Genomic DNA, 12,385 nt, shown 5'->3' with positions numbered 1-12,385 from the left:
GCTGATAGAAACAGAAGCCACTGGAGCACCTCAAAAACACCATCATACACTAAATCAGTAAGTTGGCAGCATCACCGCCAGCTTCATCCATACGGCAGAGATCGCCGCTGTAATACCAGCCTTCTTCATCCAGGGCTCGGGCGGTTAATTCAGGTTCATCAAAATACCCCATAAACACATTGGGGCCACGCGAGGCTTCTTCACCTTCGCAACCTGGCGGTAAGGTCTTGCGTGCGTCATCGACCACTTTAATCTCTACACCTGCGGCAGCGTAACCATCGGTGTGCATAAAGCGCGACAAAGGATCATCGAGATTCACCACCGCATGCGGCGAACTTTCTGTGGAACCATAAACACTTAATAATTTAATGCCGCGCTGCTGGCATTCACGCGCCACTTTTTTGGGGATTGTGGTACCGCCGCAAAGAAAGAAGCGCAGCGCTGAAAGGTCTGCGGGTTGTTTCTCTAGTAAATTCAAAAGATCATAGACAAACGGCGTTGCGCCGAGCATACAGGTGCAACGCTGCTGCTCAAGCAGCGCGAGACACGCATCAGGAGTGAAAATATCTAACAACACGCTGCGAGCACCAATCAAAAATGGTGCTGTTACGCCATGCAGAAAGCCCGTTGCGTGGCCGAGTGGCGCAGGCATCATAAAGACATCCTGCCAGGTCAGATTCAGCCGCGCGCAATAAGCCCGCTCACTGGCGAGAATATTGTTATGCGTAAGCATCACGCCCTTTGGCAGGCCCTCGGTTCCGGAGGTAAACAGCACCGCGGCTAATTCATCGCCGTGGGTCGTTATCGCCGTGGTCAGTGGGGTATTGTCGGCGATAATCTGACTTAATGAGAGGGAAGAGGTGGCGGGAGCCAGTTTGTCCACGCCGACAATTTGTTGTAGTTGTGGAAGCTGATTTTGCAGCGGCAGGATTAAATCTACCGGACGCGTTTGTTTAAACAACGTCGGTGCAAAGAACATTTTTGCCTGACACTTATTAAGCACCCATACCAGTTCTGCTTCCCGCCAGGAAGGCAACAGCGGTACGGAAACCGCACCGATTTTCAGGCAGGCAAGATAGATAACGGTAAATTCACACCAGCCTGGCAGTTGAAATGCGATGCGATCGCCTGATTCAATACCCTTCGCTAACATCCAGTTTGCCAGACAGCTCGCGGCGTGATCGAGCGCGCTATAGGTGTACGATGCTCCATGATTATCGACCACGGCAATTTTGTCTGGCATCGCACGAGCGGTCTGCTGCCAGTAATCGGCCAGCGAAGCATCGCCCCATAGCCCTTGCTGACGATACGCCGCACGACGTTGTTCGTTAAACGTTAATGTCACTTTCATTTTGGACTCTCGAAACAGAACATCAGGCCCGAGATGCGGGCCTGTGGGATGCATGATTAGCCGTAGCGAAAATCAATACCGAAGGTGCCTGCGGGATATTGCCACTGTTCGAGAATAGTGTTACCGCACAGCACCCGACAGGTGCCGCACTCCAGACAACCGGCGGAATCAAAATGAATGTTGCCGGCATCATCCTGCTTATAAAGTCCGGCAGGGCAGGCTTTCATTAATTTACGGAATTCATTGATATCGGGATTTGCCGCCAAAATGATATGCGGGTGGCCCTCATCAACATGGAATTTATTGACGCCTAATTTGATGTCGACGTTAACCGTAGCGTTCTGGCTCATAGCGCGGTTGCTCCCTTAATGCCATCTTTCAGCAAGTTGATCAGCCCAATTTTCTTCGCGTGTCCCATGATCATTTTGCGTACCGGCTGGTTTGGTTTGCCGTCAATGGTGAATATATCGTTCATGATGTCGGCGACCATGCGCGGATACTGACTAAACAGGCGCGGATTTTCCATCAGCGTCGGGATCTTGCGAAAATGCTGCATATCGCGCATAACACAACTTTGTTCCAGCTCACGTTTGTATTGCGCAAGACTGCTGGCGGAGAAATCCGCGCGTTCTTTGGCGGCGATCACCGTTGTGGCGGCAGCCTGAGCCGATGCAATGGCTAAATCCATGCCGCGGACCGTAAAACCCAAATTCAGGCAGAAGCCTGCGGCGTCACCAACGATCATCACGCCCTCGTTAACCAGTTGCGGCACCATTGCCAGACCGCCTTCCGGCACCATATGCGCGGAATATTCAAGCAACTTGCCGCCGCTAATCAGCGGGCGAATGGCGGGGTGTTGTTTAAAATCTTCCAGCATTTGCGGCACGCTTTTTTGCGCATGGGCGATATCACCCAATCCACAAACCAGCCCCAACGATATGGAATCCTTATTGGTATAGAGGAATCCGCCACCCATCAGGCCGTCAGAAGGGGAACCGGCAAACAGCCAGGCGGCACCTTCCTCGCCCGTAATATTAAAGCGATCGTTGATCTGTTCTGGTGTGAGGCCAATAACCTCTTTAACACCAACAGCGTAATGATGCGGATCGGAAGCGGGAACCATTCCCAGCGAACGGCCAAGCATCGAGTTAACGCCATCAGCCAGAATCACCACATTCGCTTCGAGAATATCATCCCCAGCCTGGACGCCAGTGACCTTGTTTCCTTCACGAACCAGCGCATCGACGCGAACTCCCGGGATAAACTGTGCGCCCGCCTGCTCGGCATGTTCCATCAACCACGGGTCCAGACGATTACGCAATACGGTATAAGATGCGTGTTGCGGAACATCTGGTTGCTCGCGGTGAAAATCGAGGGTAACGGCGCTCTCTTCGGTTAAGAAGGAGATTTTCTCGCGTGTGACCTTGCGTTCTACCGGCGCTGATGCTGCAAAGCCTGGAATAATCTCTTCAAGTGTGTGGGCATAAAGACGCCCGCCGGTCATGTTTTTACATCCGGCACTGTCGCCGCGTTCTATCACCAGGACATCCAGCCCGGCTCGTGCCATGACCAGTGCGGCAACGCTACCAGCAACGCCCGCACCGACCACAATGGCATCAAATTTGTCATCCGACATGCGTTATGCTCCCTTCCCGCTGCGTTTACAGCGGGAGATGTGGTTGAAAGGGGAATTAGCGGCTCAACTGGCTAATCAGGGTAGGGACGACTTTGTAGATATCGCCCACCAGACCGTAGTCGGCATAGTTGAAGATTGGCGCATTTTTATCTTTATTGATGGCGACAATCACTTTTGCGCCGTTGCCGCCAACCATATGTTGGATCTGCCCGGAGATCCCCAGCGTCAGGTAGAGATCGGATTTCAGCAACACGCCGGAGACACCGATATAACGTTCACGCTCCATCCAGTTCTCGCCTTCGGCAATTGGACGTGAACAGCCGACTTCAGCATTCAGCACCGCCGCCAGTTCGTGGACCATTTTCAGGTCATCCTGCGCTGCCAGACCACGACCGACGCCAACCACACGTTTTGCTTTGCTCAGGTCCACGCTGCTTGCCGCTTTCGCACGGCGCTCGCGACAGAGAATTTCATGACGCGGAGCAACATAAGGTACCGTTTCTGTCGGGCACTGATGAGAGGTATCACTGGTGCACGGTTCCTGAACACCGGGTGCAAGGGTAATGATCGCTAGCGAGCTGTTGATCTTTTCCTGAGCGAACGCTAACCCGCCATACATCCGGTGTTCGGCGCAAATGTGACCATCGACAATATCCACCGCCGTGGCATCGTTCACCAGCGCCGCATTCAGTTGCACACTTAACCGTGCTGCCGGAGCTTTACCACGTTTCGTCGCGGCCAGTAGCAACATAGCGGGGTGTTTATCTTTCAGCAGAGCAGCAATGCTTTCGGCGTAATTTTCAGTGCGTTGCAGCGCGTCGTTTTGCTCAAGAACATAAATACATTTTGGACCATAAGGCATAACTGTCTGCACCTGGTCGGTATTTTGTACAATGGCATACACCTGTTGGCCCCATTGCTGAGCGCCGCCAAACAGTTCAGCATAACGTTCAGGATTATCGCTAAAGACCCAGACGCTGTTTAATTGACTCATCGTTTCTTCTCCGTAGGCTTCAGTTCAGGGCTTTCTTCAGATGTTCCGCCAGCTCGGCAATGGCCTCCGGCGAATCGTTATCGAGAATGATGTGCTTACGTTCTGTTTGCGGCGGTACGCGAATGCCGGTCAGTTCAGCAAGTGGTGCGCTCTGGCTCCAGCCAATATCACTTGCCTGCCACTGATTTACCGGTTTTTTACCCGCGCCGAGAATGGCTTTCATCGAAGGAATGCGTGGCACGTTAATATCGGAGGTGACGCAGAGCACGGCTGGAACAGAGAGTTCAATAACTTCAACGTCATCTTCAAGCGTGCGTTCAATCACCAGTGTATTGCCCTGACGCTGAATAGCACTCACTGCATTAATCACCGGAAGTTGCAGAATTTCTCCGACCAGCAAGCCAACCTGCTGGGCATAAAGGTCGCCGGAACCTTCACCAAAGATCAGTAAATCGAAGCCGATCTTTTCAACTGCTGCCGCCAGCGCTTTTGCGGTATCGAGAGGCAGTGCATGCTCAAGTTGTGCATCCTGCACCATATACAGGCTGTGCGGCCCGCGGGATAGCACGTCTTTGCGCACTTTCGAGTTCTGCAACAATGAGCCGCCAACGGTCAGCGCGGCTATCTCATCGTCATCTGTTGCAAGCTGGCTTGCAGCTTCAATGGCATTGAGATCGAACTGGCTGATTTTGGCGTCGGCATTGTCGAAATTCAGGGTGTATTCTGGAGTGACAACAATGTCCTGTTCTTCAGGCACCAGCTTAAAGCAGGTTATTATTTTCATGATTTCTCCTGTGAGTCGCATACGGAACCATCTCCGATTGAAGGTAAAAATGGCCTGAAAATAGTGTGCGATAGCGGTGCGGGGTTTTCGACGGAGCAAGCTGTTTTCCTTGCCAACAATCTTGCAAAAAAATGCGATCGCTAAAACAAAAGTGCAATTTGCGGCAATATAGTTATTCCATGACCGTACAATCTTGCATTCAGTGTAAATAATCTTGTTTAGCTCTCGCTAAACGCGGTTGTATAACCGCAATACACGCCGTATTTTATCCGGCATATATTGTTTTTGCTTGCTCATGGAATAGGGAGGTTGTCATGTATCAACGCTGTTTTGATAATGCCAGTGAAACGCTGTTTGTCGCTGGTAAAACGCCACGGCTTTCACGTTTTGCATTTAGCGATGATCCAAAATGGGAGTCTGGACATCACGTTCATGACAATGAAACCGAGCTGATTTACGTCAAGAAAGGGGTGGCAAGGTTTACCATCGATTCTTCGTTATATGTCGCGCATGCAGATGATATAGTGGTGATAGAACGCGGCAGGCTGCATGCGGTGGCCTCTGACGTTAACGATCCGGCAACGACGTGTACCTGTGCGCTGTACGGCTTTCAGTTTCAGGGGGCTGAGGAAAATCATCTACTGCAACCGCATTCTTGTCCGGTAATTGCCGCGGGGCAGGGAAAAGAAGTCATTAAAACCTTATTTAATGAGCTAAGTGTGATTTTGCCGCAAAGTAAAAATAGCCAAACATCTTCGTTATGGGATGCATTTGCCTATACATTAGCAATTCTTTACTACGAAAACTTTAAAAATGCTTATCGTTCGGAGCAGGGGTATATTAAAAAAGATGTTCTGATAAAAGATATTCTTTTCTATCTAAATAATAATTATCGCGAAAAAATCACTTTAGAACAGTTATCGAAAAAATTTCGTGCCAGCGTCAGTTATATTTGCCATGAATTTACCAAAGAGTATCGTATTTCCCCTATTAACTATGTTATTCAACGGCGTATGACGGAAGCGAAATGGTTACTCACTAATACTGAATTATCACAGGCAGAGATCTCCTGGCGTGTGGGTTATGAAAATGTCGATCACTTTGCCAAACTGTTTTTGCGCCATGTCGGTTGTTCGCCCAGCGATTACCGCAGGCAATTTAAAAACTGTTTTGCGGAACAAGAAATCTTATCTGAATTTCCTCAACCGGTAAGTCTTGCCGGGTAAATCTGGCGGCGCAGTTTGTTAAGAAGCTGCGCCGCCTGCAGATTATTTGTTCTGATAGTCTTTCAGGATTTGCCGACCTGCTACGTAAATCATAATTTCGTCTGTACCGCCGCCAATACGTTCACAACGGACATCACGCCAGAAGCGGGAGACGCGCGCTTCATCGGTATAGCCCAGACCGCCCATGATTTGAATCGCATCATCAATGACTTCCATTGCGGTACGTGCGCAATACAGTTTTGCCAGCGCCGCGCTGGTGCGCAGTGACTGATGCTGATCGGCTTGCCATGCTACTTTCAGCACCATGTTGCGCATGTTGTCGATCTTAATCGCCATCAGCGCCAGTTTTTCCTGGATCATCTGGTTATGACCAATGGGTTTACCAAAAGCGATACGTTGGTTGGCATAGCGGGCGGCATCTTCAAAGGCACACTCGGCAAAGCCGGTGCTGCGCGCGGCGTTGATCAGGCGCTCCATCTCAAAGTTGTACATCACATTGAGGAAACCCATTCCTTCTTCGCCCACCATGTCGCTCTCTTCAACTTCCACGTTGTCGAGATAGACTTCGCAGGTGCTGAGCATATGCCAGCCGATTTTATGCAGCGGGTTAATCTTAATGCCGGGCTTACTGGAGTCGACCCACCACAGGGTGAAGGCTTTTTTGGGATCTTTCGGTTCAGGATCGCGCGCCAGCACCAGCATATACGGGTACTCTTTCGCACCGGTAATAAAAGTTTTCTGTCCGTTGATGTAAACCTTGCCGTTTTTACGCGTGTAAGTGGTAGTGGCGCTGTTGTTATCTGAGCCAGCACCTGGTTCCGTCAACGCCAGGGCATAGGCGGGGTCGCCGGTTTCCAGGGTGCTTTCTGCCGTTTTACGTAGCTGCTCTGCAGAACCGAAACGGCGCATACTGTGAATACATTGACCGTTGGTGATCAAAAATGCCGGAGCACCGCATTTTGACACTTCCATCAGCGCCAGCATCTGGGTGACGTAATCCGCAGGGATACCACCAAATTCTTCCGGCACGCCAAGCATGGAAATACCGTTATCCGCCAGTGCCCGCATAAATTCACGCGGGTATGTCCCGTTTTGATCGCAGGTGCGGAAATACTCTTCCGGAAAGTTAGTCGTAATCAGTTCGCGAATACTGGCCAGCAGCAGTTCTTGTTCTTCAGTTAAAGAAAAATCCATCGTGATACTCCTGTTAATGAGCCGCTTCAGGCAGGACAAAACCCATCGCCGCATCGATAAATAATCTTTCGTCCATCAGTTTGAGTTCTGGCGAAATTACTGGGGTGAAATCCATTTTGTCGAGAATATCTTTTTGTAAATCGACGCCAGGGGCGATTTCGATTAAATGCAGGCCGTCTTCTTTCAGCGTGAATACTGCGCGCTCAGTGATATAACGAACATCCAGCCCTCGCTCGAGAGCGATTTTTCCGCTGAAAGTAATTTCCGGTAGTTCCCGAATAAATTTCTTCACCCGTCCTTCCTGGACGATATTTAATTTGCCGTCGGTAATTTCTGTGTTTAAACTGCCCGCAGTTAATGTGCCGCAGAAAACGATTTTCTTCGAAGTGGCACTGATATCAATAAATCCACCAGTGCCCATGATTTTACCATTGAATTTATGCACACCGACGTTACCGTGCTGGTCGACTTCAGCAAAACTCAAATAACAAACATCCAGACCACCACCGTGATAAAAATCAAACTGGGACGTCATATCCAGAATGGCGCGGGTATTCACGTTCGCGCCAAAGGCGATACCCTGTGAAGTAATTCCGCCAATCGGACCTGTTTCTACCGTCAGAATAAAGTCATCAGCACAACCTTCTTCCCGAGCGACCAGGCCAATGCCGTCAGCAATACCGACGCCGACATTCCCCACCGCGCCTTTACGCATTTCGAATAATGCGCGCCGCGCAACTAATTTACGTTGGTTTAGGGGCAGGCTAAGTTTGGTACTGTCATCAAGGGTGAAGTCACCAGAAATAAAGCGGTTAACCGGTGCACCGCCATACAGTTGGGTTTGATCCGGATCGACCACCACAATATCCACCAGATAACCCGGAATACGGACAGATTTAGGATGCAGCGTGGCTTTCTTAACCATTTTCTGCACCTGCATCATCACAATACCGCCGTTATTGTGCACCGCCTGGGCAATAACCAATGCGTCGAGATACATCACCTCATCTTCAAAAGTGGCGTAGCCTTCGCTGTCGCAGGTGGTAGCGCGAATGAAGGCGATATCTGGCGCAATCGCTTTGTAATAGAGATATTCTTTGTTATCAAACTCGACCAGTTTAATCAGGTCTTCTTTAGTGACTTCATTCAGTTTGCCGCCTTGCTGGCGTGGATCGACAAATGTCCCGATGCCAATATCACTAATAATACCAGGCTGGTGGGCTGCGGCGGCGCGTAAGGTTTGTGTAAGTACACCTTGTGGATAGTTATAAGCAATAATTTTATTTTGTTCTGCGAGATCAGAAATACGCGGCGATTGTCCCCAGTGACCGCATAATGCCCATTTAACCAGACCTTCTTGCGCCAGCGGACTAATACCACGGTCGGCGCGATCGCCAAGCCCTGTTGGACTAATAATCGATAAATTACGTGGCGTTTGAGTCTGTTTATATTTATCAGCAAGAGCAGTAATTAACGTGGTGGCTTCCAGAATACCGCCGCCAGCGCCTAACACACAAAGTGTTGCTTCGTCGGGAATATAATTCACCGCTTCCTGTGCCGACAGGACCGGCACTCGTCCATTAATACGAGGTGGTTTTACAGGTTTCATTGTTAATTCCTGATTCAGGTGTGATTTTCCCTACGCCAGATGGATAATTAGCGCACAGAGACTCACGAAATATTTTTATTAAATACGGTTGAATATATTTTTTTTAGTTCGGCGGGGGAGGATATTCCCGCCGAAATATTATTGCTTATGCCTGATGTAAAATAGTTAATACTGTGCGCAAATCATTTACCGAGATTTGCCCTGGCGCAGAGGCTTTTTTTACCGCACCAAAAGTTGCCGCCGAGCCAAATACTTCACCAGCCAGACGAGAAATTACGCCAGTTTTTGCCATTGACATCGTGATGATTGGACGATCGGCATACTGCTCCTGCATCTCCAGGGTCGCGGCAAGCAACGTCAGCACATCGCTGGTACTTTGCGGCATCAGCGCAATCTTAGGAATATCGGCGTCGAAGGATTGCATTTTGCGCAGACGGGCAATGATTTCTTCGGCTTCCGGCGTTTTATGGAAGTCATGGTTGGACATGACAACTTTCACATCATGCGCGTGGGCGTAGGCGACGGTTTCTTTAACCTGATCATCGCCGGTAAATAACTCCAGATCGATCATATCAACCAGGCCGCTGTCGATGGCTGCACGATTGAGTGCAATATAAGCCTCGGTGGAAATCGCCTGCTCGCCGCCTTCTTTGGCACTGCGGAAGGTAAACAGCAGCGGTTTTTCTGGCATGGTTTCACGGAGAATTTTTGCTGCCGCCATGACAGACTCCACATTGGAGAGGTCGGCAAAGTGGTCCACACGCCATTCCAGAATATCAAAGTCCGCTTCACGATAGGCGAGAGCTTCGGATTTCACGCGGGCGATATCTTTCGCCATCAGCGAGACGATGATTTTAGGTGCGCCCGCACCAATGACGAGATCTTTTACAGTTACGGTTTTCATTTTTTACCCTTTCTGCACGCGGTCAGCCTGTCAGGCACCGAACCCCATGACCTGTTTAACATATTCCAGAGGGAAATCTTTGCCAGTCCATAACGTGAACTGTTCAGCCCCTTGCCACAACAACATGCCGTATCCATCAATCGTTTTGCAACCAGCTTGTTGCGCCTGCTGCAATAACTTCGTCATATGCGGGTTATACACGCATTCAGTGACCAGCAGTCCCGGATGTAACAGACTGATATCATTAACCAATGATTCATTCTCAAGGGGGTTCATACCCACTTTTGTGCCATTGGTTAAAATGTCGGCGAAAGCCAGGGCTTCAGCAAAGGCTTGCTGATCGGCGAGATCGGTAACCGTGACGACACAATCGGTGTTTTCGTTAACCCGCTGCGCGAAGGCGAGGGCTTTATCGAAGAACTCATCCCGACGGTTAAAGAGTTTAATTTCTTTTAAACCTTCAATTGCCCCCTGCGCGCCAATCGCCGTTGAGGCACCTCCGGCCCCTAACAGCACCATTGTTTTGCCTTTGATATCAAAACCGCTCTCTTTAATGGCGCGAATATGGCCCGTGCCGTCGGTGTTATAGCCGCGCAGGTAGCCATCATCATTAACGATGGTGTTGATGGCACCCACCAGTTTGGCTGCTGGCGTTAATTCATCAACATATTCACACGCCAGTTGTTTGTTCGGCATTGATACACCAGTTCCGCGCATTTTTAGAGCTTTTAATCCTTCAATTGCTCCGGGAAAGCTATCGTTATCCACTTCGAAGGCCATATAGGTAAATGGCAATCCCGCTTTTTCTAAGGCTTTATTCTGCATTTCAGGCGATAAACTGTGGCGGATAGGATAAGCCATCAACCCAATCAATTCGTATTTTGCGGTAACATCCATAATTAACTCCTTTAACCTCTATGCTTAATTGTGTTTAACCGGGTGCTAAATTTGCGCTCGCCAAACCGCACATCATTCTCAGGAATAATAAAAACGCGGTAATAGCGGATAAAAACAATAATTGCGGTAATCAGGGCCAGCAGCGCGAAAGTAAAATCGAGAACAATGATATATTGCAGGCCGATGTTCGACAGATAACCGGTAATCAGCGGAATAACAAAGTTAGCCAGTCCACCCATCATCATATAAATACTGGTGACTTTGGCTTTGCTTTTTGGGAAAAACTCTGACATGACCGAAACACCGAGCTGTAAAATGCCGCCAGCTGCTGAGAAACCGATAACAAAGGCGCCGGCATTACACACCAGTGGAGAAGGGTACAGGTAGATAATGGCTGCTGTTATTGTTGCCAGTGCAGAGTTAAATACATTAGCCCAGATGGGCCGGACCATTTTTTTCAGTAGTGCGGCAAAAATAAAGACACAGACCAACGAGCCCATACTGTAATAAGAGATGGTTTTTAATGCCTCAGCTTCTGACATACCAGCAAAAGCCATCGCATATTTGGGCATCCACACCACAATCACATAAAAGGTCGAGAATGCGACTACACCGAACAGTACCGATGAAACACCTTCCAGCCAGACTAACGGTTTGCTGTTCATTTGCGGTAATTCATTAGCTACGCTGGCGTCCACCAACTGGCTGGGGAATTTGCTTTTCAACAGCATCAGCGTGATCAGTACAAACAGAATACCCGGAATAATCAGCCCATAGCCGTACCAGATATTATTGAGCAACATATAGCTCACCAGCATTGGGTAGAACATTTGCCCGAATGACACCATCGCTTTAACCAGTATGACCGCCGAACCAGAGGCTTTCGGAAAGCATTCCATGAGCGCGGGGTAGCCACCCGTATCCAGCGCTGAGTTAGCGATACCTACGCACACTGCCAGACCGTAGGCGAGAGTTAAATTCGGGCAAGCGGGAATACCAAAGAAGAATAGCAGATACATTATTACTGCCATTAATATCACCGCCCGACGACCAAACTTATCGGAGATCACACCGAAGAATAAAATACTGATCAATCGCCCCAAACCGATACCGGAAATTAAGTAGGCAATGCCCGCGTTGTCAGTGGAAAACTTTTCCGCCAGAGATGACATATTTTGGGCAAGCGTAATAACACTAATGCCGTGCAGGAAGTAGCTGAAGTAAATACAAAGAACAGCCAGGATAAATGGCGTGCTGAAAGCCTTATTTTGAGACATTTTCACAGCTCCTTGCTGAAAGATTATTTCGTTACCGTACGTATTGTTCTCCGACGGTTTACATAATTACTATACTGAAGATGATTTTCCCTGGGTACATGGCATAAAGTTTATGTTTCCAGGAATATTGCATGTCATAGTTTGTTTTTGATCGCGATTTTCCTTAGTTAGCGCAGAAAGAGTTATTTATCCGTAAGATCTTGCATGACCTGAAAAGAATATTGCATTACCCACCCGGAGCGACATTTTCCTTTAGCGAGTGATGCCGCGTTTTTTTGCGGCTGCGTAAGCCGATAAACAGTGCCAGTAAAAAGCCGATGGCAGCGATGGCGGTATCGAACCACATAATATCGGCAATACTTCTTTGGGACAGATGAGCCGTAATCAACGGAATAGTAAAGGTCGCAATACTGCCCGCACTGTAATAGATACCTGTAGCTGGTGATGCTGCCAACTTACTGATTTAGTGTATGATGGTGTTTTTGAGGTGCTCCAGTGGCTTCTGTTTCTATC

10 protein-coding genes and 2 pseudogenes are annotated in these 12,385 nt (G+C 49.0%); 1 reads left to right on the top strand and 11 read right to left on the bottom strand.

Annotated features, from left to right (window positions below):
* Positions 1–76 precede the first annotated feature (76 nt).
* The 5 genes and pseudogenes from fadK to OQV04_RS20770 form a co-directional block, all read right to left on the bottom strand.
* Positions 77–1,351: pseudogene (fadK, locus tag OQV04_RS20790) on the bottom strand (medium-chain fatty-acid--CoA ligase); the annotation flags it as partial.
* A 56-nt stretch (positions 1,352–1,407) separates the two neighbouring features.
* Positions 1,408–1,701 (bottom strand): ferredoxin family protein, encoded by a 294-nt coding sequence (locus OQV04_RS20785; protein WP_000081071.1) that lies wholly within the window; start codon positions 1,699–1,701, stop codon positions 1,408–1,410.
* The gene (locus OQV04_RS20780; RefSeq protein WP_151322934.1) at positions 1,698–2,987 is read right to left on the bottom strand and encodes an FAD-dependent oxidoreductase; all 1,290 of its coding nucleotides are present in this window, start codon (positions 2,985–2,987) and stop codon (positions 1,698–1,700) included. Before OQV04_RS20780 ends, OQV04_RS20785 begins: the two co-directional genes overlap by 4 nt.
* Positions 2,988–3,042: 55 nt before the next feature.
* Positions 3,043–3,981, bottom strand: coding sequence for an electron transfer flavoprotein subunit alpha (locus tag OQV04_RS20775; RefSeq protein ID WP_101969421.1), 939 nt, complete (start codon positions 3,979–3,981; stop codon positions 3,043–3,045).
* A 19-nt stretch (positions 3,982–4,000) separates the two neighbouring features.
* Positions 4,001–4,765 carry an electron transfer flavoprotein gene (locus OQV04_RS20770; RefSeq protein WP_000692154.1) on the bottom strand — a complete coding sequence of 255 codons (765 nt, stop codon included), beginning with the start codon at positions 4,763–4,765 and terminating at the stop codon, positions 4,001–4,003.
* Positions 4,766–5,079: 314 nt separating this feature from the next.
* Here OQV04_RS20770 and OQV04_RS20765 point away from each other — a divergent pair, with 314 nt between their 5' ends.
* On the top strand, positions 5,080–5,991 hold the full coding sequence (locus OQV04_RS20765) for an AraC family transcriptional regulator (protein ID WP_000284781.1): 912 nt from the start codon (positions 5,080–5,082) through the stop codon (positions 5,989–5,991).
* A 42-nt stretch (positions 5,992–6,033) separates the two neighbouring features.
* Here OQV04_RS20765 and OQV04_RS20760 read toward each other — a convergent pair whose 3' ends face one another.
* The 6 genes and pseudogenes from OQV04_RS20760 to OQV04_RS20735 all read right to left on the bottom strand — a co-directional run.
* Entirely contained in the window at positions 6,034–7,185 is a 1,152-nt protein-coding gene (locus OQV04_RS20760) for an acyl-CoA dehydrogenase (RefSeq protein ID WP_000347836.1), read from the bottom strand.
* A gap of 13 nt (positions 7,186–7,198) precedes the next feature.
* Positions 7,199–8,794, bottom strand: a complete 1,596-nt coding sequence (locus OQV04_RS20755) for an acyl CoA:acetate/3-ketoacid CoA transferase (protein WP_032280967.1) — start codon at positions 8,792–8,794, stop codon at positions 7,199–7,201.
* Between the two features lie 145 nt (positions 8,795–8,939).
* Positions 8,940–9,698 (bottom strand): type I 3-dehydroquinate dehydratase, encoded by a 759-nt coding sequence (gene aroD, locus OQV04_RS20750; RefSeq protein ID WP_000860162.1) that lies wholly within the window; start codon positions 9,696–9,698, stop codon positions 8,940–8,942.
* A gap of 30 nt (positions 9,699–9,728) precedes the next feature.
* Positions 9,729–10,595, bottom strand: coding sequence for a quinate/shikimate dehydrogenase (gene ydiB, locus OQV04_RS20745; RefSeq protein WP_032280966.1), 867 nt, complete (start codon positions 10,593–10,595; stop codon positions 9,729–9,731).
* 11 nt (positions 10,596–10,606) lie between these two features.
* The gene (locus tag OQV04_RS20740) at positions 10,607–11,872 is read right to left on the bottom strand and encodes an MFS transporter (RefSeq protein ID WP_032280965.1); all 1,266 of its coding nucleotides are present in this window, start codon (positions 11,870–11,872) and stop codon (positions 10,607–10,609) included.
* A 226-nt stretch (positions 11,873–12,098) separates the two neighbouring features.
* Positions 12,099–12,323 (bottom strand): annotated as a pseudogene (locus OQV04_RS20735) (MFS transporter); the annotation flags it as partial.
* Positions 12,324–12,385: the final 62 nt, after the last annotated feature.

It is taken from the genome of Escherichia sp. Lx600-2 (assembly GCF_036662595.1).
In the GTDB taxonomy this organism is placed as follows: domain Bacteria; phylum Pseudomonadota; class Gammaproteobacteria; order Enterobacterales; family Enterobacteriaceae; genus Escherichia; species Escherichia coli.
Note: the sequence above shows the minus strand (reverse complement) of the source record. Positions and strands in the feature narration are given on the sequence as shown.